This window comes from Adhaeretor mobilis (assembly GCF_007741515.1).
Lineage (GTDB): Bacteria > Planctomycetota > Planctomycetia > Pirellulales > Lacipirellulaceae > Adhaeretor > Adhaeretor mobilis.
Genome location: NZ_CP036263.1, coordinates 3,804,391 through 3,827,736 on the forward strand (window position 1 = coordinate 3,804,391; position 23,346 = coordinate 3,827,736).

Sequence of the window (23,346 nt, forward strand, 5' to 3'; positions counted from 1 at the left end):
GAATAGCACTGGCGCAATTAGGATGAAATTGTTACGTGAGCGTTTAATTTGGGGAGGGTTTTCCTCAGTTTTTTCCGCCGCTGGGTGCCTCAGGTAGAGCGCCCGCAGGTGGCAGACGGTGTCGGTAAGATCCTCGTGCTGCCGTCTGAGTCGGAAGTTAAAGCAAGCCCCCGACAAGTCAGCGCTAGTCGTCCTGCAGTCGATAAAAACTGTCAAGCACACCCACGAAACCATCGCTGACCTCATCCCCAGAATACGCCACGGCTACGCCGCGGGAGCAAGGGACGGCAAAGCATACGGTGGAGATGGTTTCGCGAGGCGGAGCGTTTCGATTGAAGAGGCGGAGTGACCATTTTTGCGAGCACAAGAAAACAGACACGAGCCCATGCACACAACGGACAGACCACACCCATTGAAAAAGACAATGAATAAGAAAGACGTTTCGTACTCCGCCCCTCGCCCTCTCACAAGTGGCGTCCTACTTCTGATGGTCGGTCTGCTGTCGATCTCGTCCGAGGTCATGGCGGCCGATGCCTTTTGGCGGCACATAACCAACGGTTTCTGGCAAAACGCGTCGGGCTGGGTCAGGGAAGGGCGGACTGGCGTGGTGCCTGTCGCGGGGGACATCGCGTACGTGAGGCCAGCGAACGGTGCAGACTCAAGCTTATATTTCGACGACACCACCGGCACACATTCTGTCGAGGAACTTTATATTGAAAACTACGCCGATAACCTTACGACGATTACGCTTTATCAGTCGGGTGGCACCCTCACCGTTGGTAACGAAACCATTGGTGAAAACTTCGCCGGCGCCTTCCTTCAGACCGGCGGCATACACAATGTAAGAAGTAATCTTTACCTAGGTTATCAGGGGAGCGGTCATGGCAACTACGAACTAAGTGACGGCACCCTCACGAGTTCAGGGACATATGCTGGCTACGGAGGCAAGGGAGTCTTCACCCACACCGGCGGCACACACGACGTTTCACACCTCACCGTCGGCTGGGGGTTTCTTGGCGACGGCAGATACGAGCTCAGTGGCGCCGGCGTCGTCACGGCCGGTTATGTGGATATCGGAAACTCAAGTAGGGGCAAGTTCTTCCAGAGCGGCGGCGTCATCGACGTAAGGTGGGTGTTTAGTGTTGGCGCTCGAACTGTTGGTAGCGGCAGCTACAATCTCAGCAGCGGCGCCCTCACCTCCGACGTGGAACTCGTTGGCGAGCTAGGAACCGGCGTCTTCCATCAGAGCGGTGGCACCAACGATGTCGCGAACGATCTGCATCTTGGTGAAGAAGACGGCAGTCGCGGCACTTACAATCTTAGTGGCGGCACGCTTACGGCTAAGAATGAACGTATCGGCTACGAAGGCACGGGCACCTTCAACCAAAGCGGCGGCACCAACGAAATCACGAACACTCTCGCGATTAGTGCTACCGCTGATGGTAGCGGTAGCTACGAGCTCAGTGAGGGCGTCTTAACGGCCAACGAGGAGCGCATCGGCAGTGCAGGCATAGGTACCTTCACTCACAGCGGGGGCACCAATAATGCAACCAATCTTACTCTTGGCCGTCTGGCCGGCAGTGACGGCAGCTACGACCTCAGTGGCAGCGGCGCCATCACGGCCGATCTTGTCACCGTCGGTGACGCTGGCACGGGTATCTTCACCCAGACCGATGGCACCAACGACGCAGCCGCTCTTGTTGTTGGTCGCCTAACCGGTAGTAACGGCCGCTACGACCTGAGTGGCGGCACTTTCACCACCAGCTATGAAATCATCGGCCTCGAAGGCACGGGCGTCTTCACCCAGAGCGGTGGCACCCATCTCAGTAACACCAATGTTTTCACCCTGGGCGCCGAGTCTAGCGGCAATGGCCGCTACAACCTGAGCGGCGGCGTTCTCACGGCCGGCAGGGAAGTCATTGGCAATCGCGGCACGGGCTCCTTCATCCAAACCGGCGGCACCAACGACATCACAGACGGGAACCTGGGGCTTGTACTTGGCAGCAATAACGGCGGTAACGGCACCTACAACTTGAGTGGCAGTGGCGCCCTCACAGCCAAAAGAGCACGGATTGGGTATAACAGCACGGGCACCTTCACCCAGAGCGGCGGCGAGGCCACGGTCACGGACACCATCACCCTCGCCGACAAATCCGGGAGCAACGGCGCCTACCATCTCAATGGCGGCATCCTGAACGCGGGCGCCATCGCCATAGGGGACGGCAACGGCCAGTTCAACTTCAACGCCGGCACACTGAACATCAGCGCCGACCTCAACACGGGCCTCATTCTGGGCCAGGACTTCACGCTTTCCGCCCCGCACACCCTGTCAGTTGCAGGCACGGCCACCCTGGACGGCGGCGACACCCTGACCCTGGACGGCGGTGTTTTCTCCGTCGGCACGCTGGTGGACAACGGCAGCTTCACGCTCAGTGACGGCCCCTTAACGACCCAGGAGGAGTTCATTGGCCGCGACGGCACGGGTACCTTCACACAAACCGGCAGCACCAACGACATCACCAGTGTCCTCGGGCTTGGTGTCACCTCCGACGGGCATGGCAGCTATGAACTCATTGACGGCGACTTGACAGTGAATGAGGCACGCATTGGCGACGCTGGTACGGGTGTCTTCACCCAAACCGGCGGCACGTACGAGACATCGAGTGTTTATTTTACTCTTGGCGTCCAGCCCAGTGGTAACGGCAGCTACAATCTGAGCGGCGGTGCGCTCAAGAGTCTTATTCAGTTCGTTGGCGACGCAGGCACGGGCGTCTTTACCCACAGCGGCGGCACCAACGGCAGCAGCGACCTTGAATTCTATCTTGTCCTTGGCGCCCAGCCAGGTGGCAACGGCAGTTACGATCTCAGTGACGGCGGCGTCATCACGGCAGGCACTGAGGTCATCGGCCGTGCGGGCACGGGCGTCTTCACGCAAACCGGCGGCGCCAACAACCTGGGTTACGACCTTGTTCTTGGTGAGTCGGCTGGCGGTAGCGGCAGTTACGATCTCAGTGACGGCGCCCTCACAGCCGAAGGTGAGTACATTGGCTATGTCGGCACCGGCATCTTCATCCAGAGCGGCGGCACCAACGACATCACGTACATTCTCAAGATTGGTGTCACCCGTGACAGCAGCGGCGGCTACGAACTAAGTGGCGGCGTCCTCACAGCCGATATGGCATCCATTGGCGACGAAGGCGCCGGCGCCTTCAGCCAGAGTGGCGGCGCCAACGAGGTCGCGAACGATCTTCATCTTGGTGAAAAAGTCGACAGTAGCGGCAGCTACGATCTCAGCGGCGGCGCACTCGTGGCTAAATATGAACGGGTTGGCTATGAAGGCACGGGCATCTTCACCCAAAGTGGCGGTACCAACAACATCACGAACAATCTCGCGCTTGGTGCCATCTCTGGCGGAAGCGGCAGCTACGAACTCAGTGATGGCGTGTTAGCGGCCAACGAGGTGCGCGTCGGCCAGGAAGGCATGGGCGTCTTCACTCAGAGTGGCGGCACCAACGACATCAGCAACCGGCTTTATGTTGGCAGGACTCCCAGTGCGGAGGGCAGCTACGATCTCAGTGGCGGCATCCTCACCGTTGGCGAAGAACATATTGGCTACCAGGGAACGGGCGCCTTCACTCAAAGCGACGGCACCAACAACATCACGAACCGACTTGTTCTCGGCTCTGTGGGGAATGGTAACGGGAGCTACGATCTGACAGGTGGCACCTTCATGGCCAGCTCTGCGCTTATAGGCAACCAGGGCACCGGCATCTTCACCCAGAGCGGCGGCGTAGCGACCTTCACCAACACCATCTCCCTTGGTGACAAATCTGGGAGTAACGGCACCTACCAGCTCAACGGCGGCACCCTGACAGTGGACACTATCGCCGTGGGTGACGGCAACGGCCAGTTCGAGTTCGACGGCGGCTCGCTCAGCGTCGCCCAGTTTCACGGCACGCTCGACCAGGACGGTGGAACCCTCTCTCCCGGCAACTCGGCCGGCGTGACCGACATCACCGGCGACTACAACATCAACGCCGGTACGCTAGAGATTGAACTCTTTGCCGGAGGAGCCTCACCGACAGCGGGAGTCGACTTCGATCAAATCAGTGCCGACACCGCCACCTTGGGCGGCACACTGCAGCTGGTTGTCGACGAGGGTTACACGCCAACTCTGGGAGACACCTTTCGGATCCTCACGACTACCAACGGAGTGTCGGGCAACTTTGCCAATGTCAGTGGCGATGATTTGAGCACGGTACTCCGCCTTCAAGTGCAGTACAGCGCCAACGACGTGATCGTGGAAGTGATCAACGCGATTGTCGGTGACTTCGATGTCGACGGTGATGTGGACGGCGCTGATTTCTTAGAATGGCAACGCAACCCGAGCTTGGGGCCATTAAGTGACTGGCAAGCCAACTTCGGTACGACCTCGTCGACACTGGCGGCTTCCACCACAGTCCCAGAACCGACGAGCTTGCTGCTTATGATGGGCGCTATTCTGTGCTGGTCGACCGTGGCAGCACGCCCTAATCGGCCACTGAGGTTTTGAAATCGAAGACCAAAATGCAAGTGTTCCCTGCTCATCGACAAGGTTGCCTCGCAGACCTGCAAAATGCCTGGAACCTTTTCCTCCTCCCTGCAACCTCTGACTAGCATAGCCTCATGGGAAGACCCCACCGAACCGCGCGTGGTGTCCTGTTGATCACGTCCTGAACCGCGCCAACGCGAACCTTGCTGCCCGCGCAGAGGCGTGGCGTTTCAATCGATCAGTACCTCTGGCGTGATTGTGGTTCGGTTTCCAGATTCTCTCCGCTTGAAGTGACATGCGGGAGTGAGTGCGAGCATCCCTGCAACTAAGCCTCCGATGGCCGAGCTACTTTTCTGCGCGGATTTGAATTAGAATCACAGTCGTCACTTCGTTCTTGCTCGATGCATCTCCACCCAAGGGCTACTCGGTGAGCCACTCTGATGCGGACCATAACCTGCTTGTCGGTGTGCTGGCTTTGCAGCTGGATTTCATTTCGCGCGAGCAGTTGATCGCTGCCACCAAAGCTTGGTCTGGTCAACGTGAGGTGCCACTGGTCGATCTGCTCGAAAGCCAGGGCGCGTTACACGCGGGGGAGCGAGAACTTCTCGCTGGACTCGTGGAGAAGCATCTGGCGAGGCATGGCAATAACGCCGTGGAGAGCCTCGCGAGCATCGACGCGGGTGCGGTGGTCCTCGAAATGGCGGACGCTCTGGGGGATCGTTCGCTGGAAGAAACGATTCAACTACTCAGCGTCGGCGGTGCCCAAACACCGATAGCACCGACTCCTGACGAACCACTCGACCGCTTCGCCACAGCAGCCCCAATACCACAGAGCCCTTCCGATGCCCTCACCACTGCGGAGTCTCCTTCGCCTGCCGCGGGGTCGGCCAACGACGAGACGCTGCCCTTTATCCCTCAGGGCGGCTCTAGAGAGATAAGCTTCAAGGTCAATGACGGCAGCAACCAATCCACCGGCGCAGCCGACCGCTACACGATCATCAAGCCATTCCAACGCGGTGGTCTAGGGCAGGTGTCGATCGCCCGGGACGAGGAAATCAATCGCGAGGTTGCGCTTAAAGAAATCCTTCCCAAACACGCCGACTCCACCGAAGCACGCTCGCGTTTCTTGCTCGAAGCGGAGATTACCGGCTCGCTCGAGCACCCTGGAGTGGTGCCGGTTTACGGCCTCGGTCAATACGCGGATGGTCGCCCGTTTTATGCGATGCGATTCATCAGGGGCGATAATCTCAAGCTGGCCATCGAATCGTTTCGCAATGACTTCCCATTGGACGCGCAAGGCGCTAAGCGACAGCAGGGAGGCGACTACGAGTTGCGATTTAGGCAGCTTCTGGGGCGTTTTGTCGACGTCTGCCATGCCATCGAATACGCCCATAATCGCTGCGTGCTGCATCGCGATCTCAAGCCGGGCAACATCATGCTTGGGAAGTATGGCGAAACGCTGGTCGTCGACTGGGGCCTAGCAAAAACCATCGATGCCGATGAGAACCCGACCGATACTGTTGAACTGCCTCTCCAGCCGCTTTCGTCCGATGGTTCCACGGCAACGCAAATGGGTACAGTCGTCGGCACCCCTGCCTACATGAGCCCCGAACAGGCCGCGGGGCAGCTTGATCGGTTGGGGCCGGCAACCGATATCTACAGCCTCGGTGCCACGCTGTTCCACTTGCTAACCGGGCAGCCGCCATTTTCCGACGCGCACCCGACCATGCTGCTGGAGTGCGTTCGTCAAGGTAAATTTACTAAGCCGCGTTTCTTCGATGCTTCGATACCGCGTGCCTTGGAAGCAATCTGCCTGAAAGCGATGCAACGCGACATCCCCGACCGTTATCTCACGGCAGGTGACCTCAGCGACGATATCGAGCGCTGGTTGGCCGACGAACCGGTGCGCGCTTACGAAGACCCGCTCTCAGCAAGAATATTCCGCTGGATGCGCAAGCACCGTTCGCTGGTGGTCGGTTCGGCAGGTGTGCTCACAGTCACAGCCATTGGCCTTACGCTCGGCGTCTTACTGCTGGGCGCTGCCAACCGCCGGGTTGAGGCCCAACGAGCCCGCGCAGAGCAGAACTTCACACTCGCTCGAGAAGCTGTCAACGATTACTTCATCAGCGTGAGCGAAGACACCTTGCTCAACCAAAGTGGCATGCAACCGCTGCGTGATGAACTCCTCAAGCAAGCACTCGCCTATTACGAGGAGTTTCTCAGTAGTGGCCAAGTTGACGACTCCATGCGCGACGAAATCGCTCAGGCAAACTATTATGTAGGCCGCATCAAACACAAAATTGATTCGCCTTCCGCTGCGATTCCGTTCTACGACTTAGCGATTCAGTCCTATCAGGCCTTGCTGCCCGCTGGTGAAAGGATCCCAGCGTCAGGAGACTTATCCAAATCAGATGAGCAACGCTTTTATGAATTCGGTCGCACACTCAACGCGAAGGCCACTTCACTGCTCAAGCTCTCCCAAATTGAGCAAGCCCGCAGCTACTTTATGCAGGCTCGTGTAATTCGTCAGCAACTACTTGCACGATTTCCGGAAAACGTTGAGTACTTACGCACCCTCGCCAACAGCATTATGAACATGGGAACGATGAAGCTTGGCGAAGGCGATCAAGCGGCGGGTCTCACACTGCTGGACGAAGCACAAACGATGCGAGAGGAGCGTTTGAACACGGAGTCGTCCAATGCCAAGCTGCTCAGTGACGCAGGAAAGGGAAGCTACAACTTGGGCCGACTTCATGGTGAAATGGAAGAATATGAGTCAGCCTTTCAGCACTACCTGCAAGCCGTCAAATATTTTGAGATGCTGGGAGAGCTCGACCTGAATGATATGGACGCTCAGTTTAACTTGGCGATCTGTTATCGAACTCTAGGCGACCAGCAAGACTTGGCGGAAGCAGAGCAGGTTACTCAAGCAGATGCCTATTACGAGAAAGCGGTCTCGCTACTGAATAGGTTAGCGATCCGTAATCCGCAAGAACCGCGATACAAAGCCAATCTTGCTACGACGGAGATCAATAGGGCGTGGATGCTCGTCGATTCGGGAAATAGCGAGGCGGCTATCAAGCCACTCACCAAAGCCATCGAAACGCTCAAAGGCATGGTTGAGCAATTCCCCAATGTCCCGCTTTACGTTATCGATCTTGCGCATGCGGAGCGCAACTATGGAGAGATACTTATCGAGCTTGGCCAAGGCGAAACCGGCCTGGAGCAGTTAGAGCGATCTCGCGATCGCTTTGCCGAACTGGCACGGCAACATCCGGCAAACCGCGAATACAAACAGCAAAGCGAAGAGGCGGAGGAGCTTCTTGAGGAAATACGGAATATGGAAAAATCGCCCGATGAGTCCGGGAATAAGAGTGAGGACAAAGAGATAGCGGACGAAGAAATAGAGCGTGAAGAAGCAATGAAGGCAGATGACAAAATATCGGCTAGCGATCCTTAGCCTTCACACCGAGATTTGCTTCTAGAAACTCAAACCACTCGCTCTCAGTGGTAGGAACGCCTTTCACGAGTCCCTGCTCGAGAATCACCACGGGCAACCCAGTCTGCAGCGCAGCTAAGCCACCACACTGGATAGCGAATCGGCGCTTAATGTCCTGCCTCAACTCGTCGCTGTTGAGCAAGTCGTTCCCGGCCAGTGCTAAGGCTTTTCTGCGAGCATCGCGTATCGATGGGGGTTTATCCCCTTTCATCAACCACTCGTGAAACTCAGAGAATTTCTCCGGCGCGAGCTTCCACACACCAATCGCCAGATAGGCGTACTCGCACGAATTTGCCGTCGTGACGGTACTCTTCTTCGAGTAGCGATTGCACTTCTTACTGAGAGGAGTGTGGTAGATCACATAGGCTAGATCCTTGCCGTAGCGTTCCTGCGAAGCGTGAACCAACGCATGCAAGTGACGACAATGCTTGCACGTGTAGTCGAGCATTTCGACGACGACGTACTTCGCTTCCGGATCGCCCATAATCGGCATGTCACGAACGTCCAGCAACTCACGCAACCCTTTGAAACTCATCATTCGCTCGGTTGCAGCCGGCAGCGCGGTGGAGTTCTCTCCTTCTGCCGGACTTAAAATTGCCTCATCACCAGGCGGATCATCCGAAACAACCACGGCAGGTGCGTCCGGCTCAACGTCCTCCGCTTGCGTTGCGCCGGTCGGAGCACCTCCCGCTGGACTCTTGCTCTCAGTCCCTGCGCCTGGGTTGACACTAGGGTTGCTGGCTTCTGTATCGGCCACGTCTTCGACATTCTTGTTGGGATATTCTCTCTCGGTATCCCCGTGCTCAGTCACTTCCTCCAGGGTAGCGAACTCTACGTCAGTCTCGAATCTCATTGTGGGTGACGCAAAGAACACCTGTCCCCCCATCAACACAGCGAGGCCCAACGATGCCATCACGCTGGACTTCACCAGTAATTTGACAACACTAGAGCTGTCCTCGTCGAAATCGTCGAACTCTTGCGAGGTATTCCAAAGAGCGAATTCTCGTTCTTCTTGCGTGCCAATCGCGAGCAGCAAAGACAGCACGCCAATCACAATGCCGCACGAGTGGACTGTTAAACAATAGCTGCAAAAGCTCTTTACCATCACGATCTGTAAGCCGACAAACCACAGCCCCGCACCCGCAGCCAGAAGCCCTAACGCTAGCAACACCGTGGGTGCCCACGACGGCTGTCGCCTCGCCGCGAGCCAACAGATCGCGGCAATTCCCAGATAGACGACGAGCCCGAATAGGCTCACCGGCAAGCCCAACCATTTCGACCACTGACTACTGAGTACGGTATCGCAATCAAAACCCACTTCACCCGTGCAGCCGGCAACGTCAGTGGAGTTGAAAGTCGCCCAAGTCAAATACCCAGCAACTCCCGCTGCCGCGAGGGACAGTAGGGAGATCAGTGTGGCTAGGATTTTTGAGCGGGTGGACATGGTGAGTAGGTGTGTGAAATCAATCGGTAGAACCGGCCAATGCAGAATTTCCGAGCCACATTTTGCGAGAGCGATGGCAATTAGAGCCGTTCGTCGAGTGCTCGCTGCAATTTCTCCGTAACATTCAGCTTCCTAGCCCAGAGATGCAAGTATGCTTCGTCAATATCGCCTCGCATGAAGAAAATGTCCTGAACATCACCCAGATTACGATGCCGACTCGCCATAAGCGTCAGGAGAATGATATCCTCGGCCTAGCTACCCAAGCGTCAAATCCATCGACTGGGAGACGCTGCCTTCTGTTCATCAAACTCGCTTGGAAAGGTGTTTCAGCAAGGCATAGATCGGCAACCAGAGTCCGCCCATCGACAAAGGTATTTGCACCAGCGGCATCCCAGCCACTCCGTTCGTCCAACCACCGATCATGGCGTAAGGAAGTTCTCGGTCGGCCAACAGAGTCACTAGGTCGCTCAGCAACTGTTCCACGGGCGTCATCGCTACTTTCCCGCTCGCACATTCACCGAGTCAGCCAATTTCCTGAGAATATTACGATTTCGCAGGTCGTTCTCGCGATTGAGCAGCTCGAATCGCCGGTCAATCTCCATCGCTGTCCCACCCAGCATTGCAGGCCCCTGTTCCTCAGTCATCCGCAGGGACAACGAGCTTCAGTCTCCGGGAGTCATCCGTCGGTAGGTCTCAAGTTGTTCCAGACTAAGCATCTAAGTCGTTACCTCGCTTTGATATGCGTTTTTTTAAGCCCTCACTCTATTCTTGCTCGCAGAAATCCTGAGGGAAAGGCCTTGCCACAGACACTGTACACGCTTATAGTATTCGTGCGTACACCACCCGGCCGTGTTTTCACCGCCTGAGACGCGGAATTCTCGGTCGTCGCCTTTTCTAATGCAGACAGTCTGATACAAACAGGAGCAAATCAATGGTTGCCACCGCCACAAAAGAAGCCAATAACACTAAAAACACAACTGCAGCATCACAAGCTGAAGCCACAAAACCTAAAACACGAAAACCTCAAGCGAAGGCCATGGCCAAGAAGTCCAAAGCAGGTAAAAAGTCCAAAGGCACTGACAAGCAGTCTGCCGTCCAGGCGCTGATGGCCGGTAGCCCTGAGCTTAAGAACACCGTCGCTGCCATCGAGAAGCAGTTTGGCGAAGGTTCCATCATGCCATTGGGAGCCGATAAGATCCGCCGCATCGAGGGCATTCCTACCGGGAGCCTCTCACTGGATATTGCCCTCGGGGGACAAGGGATTCCCCGCGGCCGAATCATCGAAGTGTACGGCCCTGAGTCGAGCGGCAAGACAACTCTCGCACTGCACGTGGTAGCCGAAGCTCAAAAGACGGGCGGCATCGCTGCGTTCATCGACGCGGAGCACGCTCTTGATCCCACCTGGGCAAAGAAACTGGGCGTCGATCTGGAAACACTGCTCGTCAGCCAACCCAGCCATGGTGAAGAGGCGATGCACATCACTGAGATGCTCATCAAGAGCAACGCGGTGGATATTATTGTGGTCGACTCCGTAGCGGCACTGGTGCCGAAGCGGGAACTCGACGGCGAGATAGGTGACTCTCACGTCGGCCTTCAAGCACGCCTTATGAGCCAAACCATGCGAAAGCTCACCGGTGCCATCGCTAAGAGTAAAACCAGCGTGATTTTCATTAACCAAATCCGCGAGAAGATCGGCGTCATGTTCGGTAGCCCCGAAACCACGCCAGGTGGCCGCGCGCTGAAGTTCTACTGCTCCTGCCGAATCGATGTCCGTCGCATTGGCGCACTCAAAGATGGCGAGGAAGTCGTCGGGCAACGTGTGCGAGCAAAAATTGTCAAGAACAAGGTCGCCCCGCCGTTCCGCATTGCGGAATTCGACATGATGCACGAAAACGGAATCAGCTATGAGGGAGACATCCTCGACATGGGTGCCGAGCAAAACATTGTCCAGCGGAGTGGTGCTTGGTTCCGCTATGGCGAGATGCAACTCGGCCAGGGTAAGGAAAAATCTCGCACATTCCTGAAAGAAAACCCAGAAATTGCAGAGGAAATCCGGCAAAAACTGCTCGCCGCGGGTGGTTTTAACGACCTGCTCACCGCACCTGTAAGCAACGGGGAAGCGGACACTGAGGACTCAGAGAAATCCTAATACTGCCGCCTCTCTGGCGGACACGTTCTGGGGCGAACCGTAAGCGAACATTTTGCGTACTAGTACCTAACCGGTAAGATATGCCGGTAGGGTTGCGCATTAGCGTTGCCCACAAGGACGGGCCACTGGAGCTAATGGCTATGCTTAGGTTTCTTCACTTCAATACTCGTCAATTCGATACTGGTCGTCCAGCGACTGCTTCGCGATTCACGACCGCAACGATACTGTTCGCAGTGATACTATCCACCTGTGCCGGCCAACTGCAAGCTGCAGATGCATCTGCCGAGGTTGACGCCGAATCGCAATGGATAACTGTTGCGAAACCAGTTGTCCGCGAAGCAACCGACTACGGGTTCAAGCGTTGGCTTCGTAGCCGGGTCTACAAACATGCAGACGACGCAAAGTTTGGGCTCTCGCTGCACGAATGTTGCAAGGAAGCTGAGGAATCGCTACCGCTAGTGATTCAAGTCCACGGATTTAATTCTTGCTATGAACGAAACGCCGCAGTCATGGAACCGTTTATCGAGCGGCAGTACCCGTGCGGCGGGTTCACTTACCCCAACGATTTCAGCTTAAGCGAATCGGCAGAGCGTCTTTCACGTGAACTAAGGCAGCAAGCCAAGGAGTGCCCCGAACGTCGCGTGGCTTTGATCACCCACTCGATGGGCGGCCTAGTCGCTCGTGCGTGCTTGGAAGACCCCGAGTTGAACCCGGGTAATGTCGATCACCTACTCATGCTTGCGCCACCTTCGCAAGGAACGATGGTGGCTCACTTTGCCGTGGCCACTGATGTTTGGGAGCATTGGCTCAGTCGCAAACAGGGCGGAGCCTGGGCCCGTTGGCGTGACTCGGTGGTCGATGGCCTAGGCGAAGCGGCCGACGATCTTGTGCCTGGCTCACCCTTCCTTACGCAACTGAACGCGCGACCTCGTAACCCTGACATTCAGTACAGTATTTTCCTGGGCACCGCAGCAACCATGTCGAATGACGAAATGGCGTGGATACGTAACGCAATTCGCAAGACCGGCAGCAAGCTACCAGGAATCAGCGGATCGGCTGAACGCCTTGAACGTCTTTTGGAAGACATGGATGAGGTAGTCGAGGGCAAAGGAGACGGCATCGTAGCCGTGGAGCGTGGCAGACTTAAGGGAGTTGATGATATCGTCATTCTCCCTTTCGGCCATCTGTCGGTCACCGGCAAAGCTGAGACCGATCCGATACGGCAAGTGCAGGCCGCGTTGCTATCTCGACTTGAGTAGCTATCTCGACTTGAGTAGGAGTGGGCCGGCAACAATCGCCAACAGCCTAAAGCTTTTTTTGCCGCATCTCTCCCGATTCATTCGCCTGCCAAACATGCCCTGTTCTCGCCTCCAAAGCCGTTAGCCAACCTCCGCCGTGGCAGTAAGTGTCGATGCAGACAAGATGCCCCGCGTCGACGATTTTCCCCGCCTTGTTTGAAGTGTGGCCCAGGACTGCCCGTTTTCCAGACTTGTGAGGGCCAGGCGAATACTGGTGCAACGATAGCCAGCGCATTTCTTCCCAAGCCTGTTCGCCTAGATCAATCTTCGGCTGAAAGTTACCGTGAGCGAAGAAGTGTTCCTCCGTCTCGTAATAGTCGCCCCAAGTGCGAATCCAATCGAAATGCTGCTCAGAAAAAGAACCGAGCGTCCCATCCTTTTGATAGGAATCGAGTGTTTCCTCACCCCCAAAGCCAAGCCATTGACGGAGAGGCATTTTGCCGTCAACCACGTCTAAGAGCATCTGTTCGTGATTGCCCAGTATGCAAGTCAGTTGACATTGCTCACGTAGTTCAAGAAGCAAATCCAATACCGTACGACTACCCGGTCCACGATCGATAACGTCACCCAAGATGACCAAGGTATCCTCAACCTGTAGTTCGATCCCTTCCAACAAAGTGTGAAACGCGGTGTCGCAACCATGGATATCGCCTATGGCAATTACGCGAGAGTTTGGCGATGATTGAGTGGCCATGGGCGAGGTGGGTTGGCGAAGCACTTGAGATAGTGGACAAGACAAGCACTAGGGGCTGCCCTGTCGCGTGAATTCGATTGAATTGTCGCGGTTTGAGGTGATGATTCAATAGCGCGCTCTCTCGACCGTGCCTATTCAAGCAGCGAGACAACCAACAAAATGCCCCGATACATACCAATTGCTGCCGTCCTCTGCTGCTTCCTAGGGAACCAATTCTCGATAACTCGTGCAGCTCCCCCGTCCGCTGATCGCGGCTACGAATTGCTCTTAAACAAGGCGTACGTAGAGAGCGCGTTCGACCAGGAAACATTTGACCAAGTTTGGCAGACGTGGGAGCCCTCTCTACGTGATCAAGCTGCGAAGGCGAGTCCCGAGGAGCGTCGTCGGATGGCTTATCGGAGATATGGACTCGTGGAGCGTCCCGACGATCCCCGGCACCGACCAATCCAGTACGTGGTCGATGATCGAGGGCGCTGGACGATCAACTGCCTCGCTTGTCACCAAGGTACGGTTGCGGGTGAGCTTGTGCCCGGTGCTGCCAACACGCAATTCGCACTTGAGACTTTAGTCGAGGACACGCGGGCAATGAAGATCAAGCTCGGCAAGCAGCTCAGCAGACTCGACATTGGCTCGTCTTTCTTTCCACTGGGCAGGACTGTCGGAACGACCAACGCGGTGATGTTTGGTGTGGCTCTGATGCACTACCGCGATCAGGATCTCAACATCCACTCCGACCGCTTGCCACCCCGCTTGACGCATCACGATCACGACGCGCCTGCTTGGTGGAACACGTCGCTCAAGGAGCGGCTTTACTGCGACGACTTCGCTCCGCAGGGCCACCGCGCTCTCATGCAATTCATCGCTTCTCGAGAAAACGGCCCGGAGAAGTTTCGCGAATGGGAAGACGACTTCCGACACATTCAGGCGTACATCCAGTCTTTGGAAGCTCCTAAGTACCCGCAGAAAATCGACCAAGAGTTAGCGGAGCAGGGCAGGGCGGTGTTCGATAAAAATTGCTCTGAATGTCATGGCACCTACCATCCTGATCGGTCCATTGCAGAGCAATACCCCGAACGCATCGTCGAATGGGACCTGGTGAAGACAGATCCCATAAGGCTGCGCTCATTGACTCCGGAACATCGCGAAAGTTATGGTCGGAATTGGATCAATGAGTACGGGCAGGCTGGCGAGGTGGTGGCGGACCCGGGAGGCTACCTTGCCCCTCCGCTGGCAGGAGTGTGGGCATCGGCTCCCTACTTGCACAATGGGAGCGTGCCTACTTTGTGGGATGTGCTCAATCCAAGTGAGCGTCCGGTCACCTGGCTGCGTAAGATTCGCTCTCCCACGACGTCCTCCGAACAAGACTACGATTTCGAGAAAGTAGGGCTTTCGGTGGAAACAATCTTGGAAATGCCCGCTGAGGGGCTCAATTCGTCGGAGCGTCGGTACTATTTTGATACCCGAAGGCACGGCAAGAGTGCCGGCGGTCACGATTTCCCAGAGAAGCTAAAAATACGTGAGCGACGGGCGGTGCTTGAGTATCTAAAAACTCTCTAGTAAACCTTCCAAGACGCTGTATTCATTGACAGTCCGTAGGGGGGCGATAGGATGGAGCGTTCGCTGGGTGCGCAAATACGCAAGTCCCTTCGGGCGACGGGTTTCCGCCCAGCGAGCCCCCTAATGAGTACCCGAAATCCGAACAGCCTGTCCAAAACGGGCCAAATGTGTAAGCCAGTCCTAAAGGAAGTAATTGATCGATGCCTAACCCCATCACGCAGCTTGAGTTTGCCCGCGCAGGCGAGATTACCCCTGAGATGAACTACGTGGCAGAGAGAGAACAACTCGGCCCCGAACTCATTCGCGACGAAGTGGCTGCCGGTCGCATGGTGATCCCTGCTAATACGGTTCATGCCGCAGGTCGGCTGGAGCCCATGGCTATCGGCATTGCATCAAAGTGCAAAGTGAACGCCAACATTGGCAACTCCGCAGTAACCAGCGATCTCGATGGCGAACTGGAAAAGCTGCACACGGCCGTTCACTTCGGTGCCGACACAGTGATGGACCTGTCGACCGGTAGTAATATCGACACCATCCGCAAAGCGATCATCGAAGCCTCACCCGTTCCCATCGGAACGGTGCCGATTTATCAGATGCTCGAAGAACTTGGCGGCGAGATCGAGGAGATGCGTCCCCAGCACTTCCTGGACATGGTCGAGCATCAGGCAAAACAGGGCGTCGATTACATGACAATCCACTGCGGCGTCATGTACGAGCACCTGCACATGACGACTAATCGCGTGACAGGCATAGTTAGCCGGGGCGGTTCGCTGATCGCTAAGTGGATGATGACGCACCGCAAGCAAAACCCGCTGTATGAGGCGTTCGACGATCTGTGCGACATCATGCGTCAGTACGATGTGACTTGGAGCTTAGGCGACGGTCTGCGTCCTGGATCGCTGGCCGATGCGAGCGACGAAGCGCAGTTTGCCGAACTCGACGTGCTGGGTGAATTGACAGCTCGTGGTCAAGAACGCGGCACACAAGTCATGGTTGAGGGTCCTGGGCACATTCCCATGGACCAAATCAAGATGAACGTCGAACGCCAAATTGAAGTTTGCAACGGCGCTCCGTTTTATGTACTGGGACCGCTCGTCACCGACTTCGCCCCTGGTTACGACCACATCACCAGTTGCATCGGAGCATCGCTTGCCGGTTGGGCGGGAGCTGCCATGCTGTGCTACGTAACTCCGAAAGAGCATCTGGGCCTTCCTGAGCCTGAGGATGTTAAGCAGGGCATGGTCGCCTACAAGATCGCAGCCCACTCCGCAGATATTGCTCGCCAACGTCCAGGTGCCCGAGATCGTGACGATGCGCTCTCTAAGGCTCGCTTCGAGTTCGACTGGAACGAGCAATTTCGTTTGGCGCTCGATCCAGAGACCGCCCAACGCTACCACGACGAAACGCTGCCACAAGACACCTTCAAGAGCGCCCACTTCTGCAGCATGTGCGGGCCGAAGTACTGCTCGATGAAAATCACCCAGGATATTCGGGAAATGGCCGAAAACGGCGAGCTCGTGGAGCTCAGTACGCCGCAACCGAGCGGTTCGGAGGGCTGAGCCTGCTGGTTTTTAAGCACGATTTCGGGTCGCTTTTGCCAAAAGTAGATGCGCCTGGTAGACTTTATGGTGTAGAGAGTGCAATCGGATGAAGTCCCACCGGCGTGACCTCCTGTGTCGCGTTACATCGTACCTGCCCCCCACAGACCCATTTTTTTGGGCCCACCCATTGGAGAGTTTAGTATGAAACGTCTTCTTGCATTGGTCGCACTGACGACCATTGGCTGCCAAGCGGAAACATCCACAGAGCCCATTGCTGCTGGACTAGCTACTTCCAGCCCCAACGCTGAGGGCTCGGAGCAATCCGCTGCGGTGACTCAGGTTGCCTTCAATGTCGAAGGAGCCCCTACAGTAGAGTTTAGCGTGCCGAACATGCACTGCGAGTTTTCTTGTACACCAGCAGTCAAGAAAACGCTTGCCGCTCAGCCAGGCGTCAAGGATGTGAAAGTTGATCTTGATACCAAGACCGCTGTAGTTTCTATCGACAAAGAACAGTTTAACCCTGAAGCAGCCGTCGCTGCGTTAGTTGATATTCAGTTTGTCGATACGAAACTTGTGCAGTAAGTTCGGACGACTGGCTCTTAGTCGCCCTAGGCATTCTTAAAAACCGCAGCAAACGAGCTGCGGTTTTTTATGCGCTGACCTTTGGGGAGTCGGGGTGCGGCTCGTTCTTGGGACGATAGAACAGTACGATCGGCAGCATGAGCAACCCAATATACAAGAAAATGAGGCTGCGAGGTTGTTGCGTCGATTTGATCGTTACTATTGCGCCTTTGTAAAGCAAGCCGGAAATAGCTATACCAATCCAGTTGGCTTGGTTCATGACGGCAATCATTCGCCCTTTCTTGTCGTCTGGCGGACGAGTTTGCATAAAAACTTGTAACGGAACTGCGAACAGCCCGGTAAAGATGCCCGCAGCACCCAAGACACCGATACTGCCAAAGTAGCCAAGCCACTGAGCGCTCTCCCCGAAACCTGGCAGGCGCATAAGTTTGCCATCAGGACCTACTAGCTGCGTGATATCTCCGGCGGACGGCACTGCCATGATCGCCAGGCATACCACTAAACCAATCGCTCCCAAGTGCATCAGCCGAAAATCAATTCTTCCCTTCGATATCAAACCGCCCAGGACGCAACCTGTAGCAATTCCAAGGCTCACCACAGCCGAGAGCATGCTCGTTTGAGTTTCACTTGCCATGAATTGAACCTTCCCTAGAGAGTTCAAGCCCAGTAGGACCATGTTGGCCATCATCCAAAAGATGCTGGAGACTACCAGAGCGGCGAGCAATGGCTTGTCGAGTCGCAAGAGACGAATCATGTCGGGTGGCACTAAGAAGGAGGAGACCTTCAATTCGAGACCTGGATTTGCCACAGGCGTCTTGCGAACAAAGAGTGACGAAATCGTCCCGACAGTGGCAATCGCAATACTAATGATCGACCCGATCCACTTCTTCTCAGGAAATATGTCCAGCAGCGCACCGGCTGCCGCGATGCCAAGAATGATGGCAATAAAAGTGGTCATCAAAAAGAAGCCGTTTGCGCGCGGTAGATCTTCCTCGGCGAGCATCTCAGGGAGAATTCCGTACTTCGCCGGGCCGAAGAAACCGCTTTGAGCACCCATGAGAAAGAGGACGAGCAGCAACGGCACGAGGCTCTCGCTTTGCATATAGGCGTAAAATGCCATCGCTCCGAGTCCCATCACGACGATCTCAGCAACTTTGCACGCGATGATGATGCCACGCTTGGACAATCGATCAGAAAGGTATCCAGCAAAGCCCGTTACCACCAGGAATGAAGCGGAGAATATCGCGGTAGCCATGCCCTGTCGATCAACCGTCGAGCCGTCCGCGAGAGTCACAATCGACAGCAACAGCACTAACTGCTTGAACAGATTGTCGTTAAACGCCCCCAGAAACTGCGTGACGGTCATGCCCCAGAAGGAACGGTCCGCGTAAAGAGTCGGCAATTCCTGCTTATTAATGGTCTGCTTAATCGCAGTTTGATTGGCTGCAGGAAAATTGCTCATGCGGGCGATTATGGGCGGCATCGACCAATGCTACAAGAGAAGTGTTGTCGGCTATATCAGCGTAAGAGATGAGCACGCCGAGAGTTACTCACTCGACTTGGTCGAATTTTGCTTGTTCGCTGATACGCTGACGAACCTCAGGTAGCGGATAATCGATGATCGGCAGGTCTTGTTTTGCTAGTTCTTGAAGGCGTTGCCAGCTCCGTGTGATGAGCGATTCTCGCTCTTCGACAAACTGAGCATCAAGGTTCTCTTTTGCGAAGTCGCCCTCAACGGCCACCGGCTCGAACCCCTCGGCAACGATATATTGGGCGAGCGTTGGATTACAGCGGATGTGCCTTTCCGGCGTAGTGTGAAGGACTTCGGGATCGAGCATTCCGGCAACATAGCGAAGGTAGAGATCGCTGCCCGTGAGCTTCGCGACGTCTTGGCCACATACGTCGCAGAGGTATCCTTCGTCGCATTTCATAATAGGGCTATTGGCCTTTGGCGATTGGCTCTAGAAGGGAAGTGTGACTAGAATCCTAGCACTTCGGCCATGCCGTACAGGCCGGCCGGTTTGTTGAGAACCCACTTTGCCGCCATCAGTGCTCCTTGCGCATAACAATCGCGATTGCTGGCGGCAACGTTCAGTTCGATAGTCTCGCCGAGCATGCCGAAGATGATCGTATGCTCGCCCGGATTGTCGCCCGTGCGGACGGCATGGTAGCCGATCTCGCCTGCAGACCGTTGCCCGGGGCGCCCCTCACGACCGTGGGTGACATCTGGCTTATCCATCGCGTTGGCGACGATCTCGCCAAACTTGAGGGCAGTACCGCTGGGGGCGTCTTCCTTGAAGCGGTGGTGGCGCTCGATGATCTCCACATCCACGCCGGTCGGCAAATCCTTGAGCGCGCCGCCGGCGATTTCGGTGAGTTTCATCACCAGGTTCACCGCAGGACTCATACTCGGCGCGAACACGACAGGTATGGTTTCAGCTGCCTGGTGAATGGTATTGATCTGTTGATCACTGAACCCCGTGGTCGCGATCACCAGCGGAGTCCCTTGCTTCACACAATGCTCAACAATCGTGATGGACGCGTTGGGCACCGAGAAATCAATGACCACTTCCGCATCCGAGTCAGTAACGGCAGAGAGCTGCAAACCAAGCTCGCCAGCACCAGCTATCGTGCCGGCATCTTGTCCAAGTTGCGGATGATCGACCGACTCGTGAGCGGCTACGATCTGGAATCCTTGATCCGCAGCGGCACAAGCAACCACCCGTTGCCCCATTCTTCCGGCAGCACCGTGTACAGCTAGTTTGATGGGCATCTTCAGACTAATTCTTACTTAGAGGGACTTTGGTGGGGAGGCGGTTCGCACAAATGTTGTGCCTTAGCTATTGAGTTGAATCGCTTGAATGATCTCATCAAGATTATTCTCTACCTTCACAGCCCGATTGGCAAACTGGGCACGGCTAACTCCACGGCTGCCGAGCACGCGTTCAAACTCATCTTGGTCGGCCGTATGGTAGGCGACCGTTGCGGTGGGGTCTTTCAGCTGGTGGCCGGTAAGGATGCATACCACCCGGTCGCTGGGGGCGATGACGCCCTGCTCCCGCAGCAACTTTGCGCCCGCGACACTGGCCGCACTGGCCGGTTCACACCCCATGCCGTTCGCACCGACTTGGCTCTTGGCGTCGAGGATTTGCTGATCGGTTACCTCACGGACTACGCCATCGCAACAGTCGAGGGCACGCAAGCATTTAATGAGATTCACCGGTCGATTGATCTCGATCGCGCTGGCAATCGTGTCTGCCTTGCCTTGGGCAGCGTCGAGCTCAGCATAGTATTTGTCGATAATGGATTGGTCTGGGCTTCCCTCGTTCCAACGCAGGCCGCGCCCTTGGTACAGCTCGTGCAGCGTGTTGGCTCCCTGGGCATTAATTACCGCTAGGCGAGGGATGCGATCGATCAGGCCCAGCGTATGCAATTCGTGGAACGCTTTGCCAAAGGCACTGCTGTTTCCGAGATTGCCACCGGGGACCACAATCCAATCGGGCACTTCCCAGTTGAGACTTTCTAGCACACGCAGCATGATCGTTTTTTGGCCTTCCAGCCGAAATGGATTCACGCTGTTCACCAAATAGATTCCCAGTTTCTCGCTCACTTGGCGAACGCGGTGCATCGCGTCGTCGAAGTCACCAGAGATTTGCACCGTGAGTGCCCCATAATCGAGTGCTTGGGAGAGCTTGCCGTAGGAAATTTTCCCCGAGCCGATGAAGATCACCGCCTGCATGAGCTTGCTCGAGCAGCAGTAAAGCGCTAGTGAAGCACTCGTGTTGCCGGTCGAGGCACATGCCGCTTTGGTCGCGCCAATCGTGCGAGCATGGGTAAAAGCGGCGGTCATGCCGTTGTCTTTGAAGCTGCCCGAGGGGTTCATGCCCTCGTACTCCAGGTACAGTCTCCCGGGGTCCATGCCGATGTACTTGCCAACTCCGTCAGTTTCGATCAGCGGGGTCTGCCCCTCGCCAATCGTGACGATCTGCTCTGGCTTGGCGAATGGTAGGAGCTCGTGGAATCTCCAAACACCGCTGCGGCACAGGGGCTCGTTGCGGCGGGCCCATTTTTGCTCAAACCACTTGAGAGAATCAGGGACCGGCAGTTGGTCCCACTGGTAGGTTACATCCAGCAGGCTACCACAGGCATCGCACGAGGTACGGACCTCACCCACGTCGTAAGTCGCGGCACAATCGGGTGATACGCACTGTTGGTAGGCGTGAGTCGTGTTGATGTTAACAGAGCTTGCCACCAGAATCGGGTCTCCAGAGTGCTTCATGGCCAGCTAGCAGCCGGCTTCCGCAGTCGCTCGAAGTAGGGAATGGCAGGGGTTAAATGCCAATGAGAAAACAACTTATAGAGTCTACTAGGCGACACCAGAAGTGGCAACGTGGGCAGGCAGACGTGTCCGGCAAGAATTATTGGCACTTTTTTTGACCTGCGGAAAAGGTGTCAGGAACGAATGGCATTAACATTTGCGCAACAATTTAAATGCAGAGGCTGATATTCGGCACGCACTCGGCCATAGGCGGTGCACCCTGGGAGGGCGATAAGCCTACGGGACACACAGAAACAAACGACCGCATAAAGTGCGATGGACCACGACTTACGGACAGCCGCGGCCCAGACTTCCTGCTACGCCGCGGGCGGCTTTTCCGAGTGGCCAGCAAGACTCCTAAACACTTACCTAGAAACAACTTACGTTGACAACATGCCTACCTGCCGGTTTGACGTTTTCGAAAGGGAGGCTTATGATGGCAAGTCTCTGCCGAGTGTGCAGAGATCAAGCAATTACAACCACTCTCACCGAAGACAGCAGAAGGAACATGCTGATTCAAAGCTGATCTCGTCGGATAGCTTGCACCTCTGCAATGAGGCGAAGGGGCGAGTTAAGAGTCTGAAGAGATGAACAGGGGACTGAAGAGCGCTATGAAGAAAGCAGACATGAAAGTCTATCGCGAGCGTTTGCTCGATCTCAGGGCTCGCCTGCGTGGCGACGTAAGCTCGATGGCAGATTCCGCCTTGAGAAAATCGGGGATGAATGGCGAAGGTACCGCGAGCATGCCCATTCACATGGCCGAATTGGGCAGCGAGAATTACGAGCAGGAATTCACGCTAAGCCTGCTAGCGACCGAGGGAAACCGCCTCGAAATGATCGAATCGGCTCTGGATCGCGTCGAAGCAGGAACTTACGGCCAATGCGTGCATTGCGAGAAGGTTGTGCCAAAGACTCGCTTGAATGCCATTCCCTACACGCCGCTCTGTATTAAATGTGCCGAGCTTCGTAGCCAGGGCAAGCTCGAAATGAAAGACTAGCTGCGGGCACGTAGCTAACCCCTACGTTGCTCAGACAGAGAGCACCTAGCGTTCAAGGAGGACGAATGTGACCGAAGCCCCAGCAAGACTGCCCGCCTCACGTTACGTCCTATTCTTAGCCCCCGCCGTTTTGGGCTGCCTGCTTGATCTGTGGACCAAGTCCTGGACGTTCGCTCACCCGGAGCAGTTTCAAGGCAAGGGCTGGTGGCTATGGGAGGGACACGCTGGGATTCAGTTGAGCCTTAACGAGGGCGCCCTGTTCGGCATGGGGCAAGGCCAGGTTTGGCTATTCGCTGTGTGTGCACTGGTTGCCATCGTAGGAATTCCGCTCTGGTTGTTTCGCTACCGAGCCGCGGAAGACTCTAGGCTCACATTCGCTATGGGCGCAATCATGGGCGGAGTGCTCGGGAATCTCTACGATCGGATGGGCATGCATGGGCTCACCTGGGATCGCTTCTACGCGCAACGCGAGGGCCCCGTTTACGCGGTTCGAGACTGGATACTCGTGCAATGGGATGATCGTTGGGTATGGCCCAACTTCAATATCGCGGACACCTTGCTGGTGTGCGGAGCGGGGACACTCATGTTGCTCTCCTTCTTCGGCGAGCGAGATCAGCCCCAGGGTGATGACGAAGCTTAGTCACTCGGGGCAGCGAAGCTCACGGTGTGCCGCACCTTCTTCCCCTCCTTGCGATTGCTAGTAACTGATCCTGAGTCTTCCAGTCAGTGCCCCGG

General features: G+C 56.0%; 18 protein-coding genes. 9 read left to right on the forward strand and 9 right to left on the reverse strand.

Annotated elements, in window-relative coordinates:
• Positions 1–424: 424 nt before the first annotated feature.
• Together HG15A2_RS15030 and HG15A2_RS15035 are read left to right on the forward strand one after the other, a co-directional pair.
• Positions 425–4,552 carry a beta strand repeat-containing protein gene (locus HG15A2_RS15030; protein WP_145061006.1) on the forward strand — a complete coding sequence of 1,376 codons (4,128 nt, stop codon included), beginning with the start codon at positions 425–427 and terminating at the stop codon, positions 4,550–4,552.
• A gap of 406 nt (positions 4,553–4,958) precedes the next feature.
• Positions 4,959–7,991 carry a serine/threonine-protein kinase gene (locus tag HG15A2_RS15035; RefSeq protein WP_145061007.1) on the forward strand — a complete coding sequence of 1,011 codons (3,033 nt, stop codon included), beginning with the start codon at positions 4,959–4,961 and terminating at the stop codon, positions 7,989–7,991.
• Here the strand turns inward: HG15A2_RS15035 and HG15A2_RS15040 are convergent.
• From HG15A2_RS15040 to HG15A2_RS24135, 4 genes are all read right to left on the reverse strand, one after another.
• The gene (locus HG15A2_RS15040; RefSeq protein WP_145061008.1) at positions 7,978–9,474 is read right to left on the reverse strand and encodes a vitamin K epoxide reductase family protein; all 1,497 of its coding nucleotides are present in this window, start codon (positions 9,472–9,474) and stop codon (positions 7,978–7,980) included. The two genes, HG15A2_RS15035 and HG15A2_RS15040, sit on opposite strands and share 14 nt — an antisense overlap.
• Before the next feature lie 80 nt (positions 9,475–9,554).
• On the reverse strand, positions 9,555–9,698 hold the full coding sequence (locus HG15A2_RS24130) for a hypothetical protein (RefSeq protein ID WP_218931989.1): 144 nt from the start codon (positions 9,696–9,698) through the stop codon (positions 9,555–9,557).
• Between the two features lie 79 nt (positions 9,699–9,777).
• Positions 9,778–9,966: a hypothetical protein gene (locus HG15A2_RS15045; protein WP_145061009.1), complete on the reverse strand. Its 189-nt coding sequence runs from the start codon at positions 9,964–9,966 to the stop codon at positions 9,778–9,780.
• Positions 9,967–9,968: 2 nt separating this feature from the next.
• On the reverse strand, positions 9,969–10,118 hold the full coding sequence (locus HG15A2_RS24135) for a hypothetical protein (RefSeq protein ID WP_218931990.1): 150 nt from the start codon (positions 10,116–10,118) through the stop codon (positions 9,969–9,971).
• 392 nt (positions 10,119–10,510) lie between these two features.
• Between HG15A2_RS24135 and recA the strand changes: the two genes are divergently transcribed.
• Positions 10,511–11,623, forward strand: coding sequence for a recombinase RecA (gene recA / locus HG15A2_RS15050; RefSeq protein ID WP_145061010.1), 1,113 nt, complete (start codon positions 10,511–10,513; stop codon positions 11,621–11,623).
• Between the two features lie 140 nt (positions 11,624–11,763).
• Positions 11,764–12,882, forward strand: a complete 1,119-nt coding sequence (locus HG15A2_RS15055) for an esterase/lipase family protein (RefSeq protein WP_218931991.1) — start codon at positions 11,764–11,766, stop codon at positions 12,880–12,882.
• A 46-nt stretch (positions 12,883–12,928) separates the two neighbouring features.
• Here the strand turns inward: HG15A2_RS15055 and HG15A2_RS15060 are convergent, their stop codons facing one another.
• Positions 12,929–13,615, reverse strand: coding sequence for a metallophosphoesterase family protein (locus tag HG15A2_RS15060; RefSeq protein ID WP_145061012.1), 687 nt, complete (start codon positions 13,613–13,615; stop codon positions 12,929–12,931).
• Between the two features lie 159 nt (positions 13,616–13,774).
• Here HG15A2_RS15060 and HG15A2_RS15065 point away from each other — a divergent pair, with 159 nt between their 5' ends.
• The 3 genes from HG15A2_RS15065 (at position 13,775) to HG15A2_RS15075 (ending at position 17,295) form a co-directional block, all read left to right on the forward strand.
• On the forward strand, positions 13,775–15,172 hold the full coding sequence (locus HG15A2_RS15065) for a c-type cytochrome (protein ID WP_145061013.1): 1,398 nt from the start codon (positions 13,775–13,777) through the stop codon (positions 15,170–15,172).
• A 212-nt stretch (positions 15,173–15,384) separates the two neighbouring features.
• Positions 15,385–16,731, forward strand: a complete 1,347-nt coding sequence (thiC, locus tag HG15A2_RS15070; RefSeq protein ID WP_145064087.1) for a phosphomethylpyrimidine synthase ThiC — start codon at positions 15,385–15,387, stop codon at positions 16,729–16,731.
• A 183-nt stretch (positions 16,732–16,914) separates the two neighbouring features.
• Positions 16,915–17,295: a heavy-metal-associated domain-containing protein gene (locus HG15A2_RS15075; RefSeq protein ID WP_145061014.1), complete on the forward strand. Its 381-nt coding sequence runs from the start codon at positions 16,915–16,917 to the stop codon at positions 17,293–17,295.
• Positions 17,296–17,362: 67 nt separating this feature from the next.
• Here HG15A2_RS15075 and HG15A2_RS15080 read toward each other — a convergent pair whose 3' ends face one another.
• From HG15A2_RS15080 to thrC, 4 genes are all read right to left on the reverse strand, one after another.
• Positions 17,363–18,757 carry an MFS transporter gene (locus tag HG15A2_RS15080; protein ID WP_218931992.1) on the reverse strand — a complete coding sequence of 465 codons (1,395 nt, stop codon included), beginning with the start codon at positions 18,755–18,757 and terminating at the stop codon, positions 17,363–17,365.
• An 88-nt stretch (positions 18,758–18,845) separates the two neighbouring features.
• A complete protein-coding gene (locus HG15A2_RS15085; protein ID WP_391483900.1) occupies positions 18,846–19,226 on the reverse strand; it encodes a hypothetical protein in 381 nt (126 codons plus the stop codon).
• A gap of 47 nt (positions 19,227–19,273) precedes the next feature.
• Positions 19,274–20,068, reverse strand: coding sequence for a 4-hydroxy-tetrahydrodipicolinate reductase (dapB, locus tag HG15A2_RS15090; protein ID WP_145061017.1), 795 nt, complete (start codon positions 20,066–20,068; stop codon positions 19,274–19,276).
• A gap of 63 nt (positions 20,069–20,131) precedes the next feature.
• Positions 20,132–21,547: a threonine synthase gene (gene thrC / locus HG15A2_RS15095; RefSeq protein ID WP_246117751.1), complete on the reverse strand. Its 1,416-nt coding sequence runs from the start codon at positions 21,545–21,547 to the stop codon at positions 20,132–20,134.
• 677 nt (positions 21,548–22,224) lie between these two features.
• On the opposite strand from thrC, the gene HG15A2_RS15100 reads away from it, so the two are divergent.
• Together HG15A2_RS15100 and HG15A2_RS15105 are read left to right on the forward strand one after the other, a co-directional pair.
• The gene (locus HG15A2_RS15100) at positions 22,225–22,611 is read left to right on the forward strand and encodes a TraR/DksA family transcriptional regulator (protein WP_145061019.1); all 387 of its coding nucleotides are present in this window, start codon (positions 22,225–22,227) and stop codon (positions 22,609–22,611) included.
• A gap of 67 nt (positions 22,612–22,678) precedes the next feature.
• Complete coding sequence (locus HG15A2_RS15105) at positions 22,679–23,251, forward strand: signal peptidase II (protein WP_145061020.1); 573 nt, start codon at positions 22,679–22,681, stop codon at positions 23,249–23,251.
• The last annotated feature ends 95 nt before the right edge of the window (positions 23,252–23,346 follow it).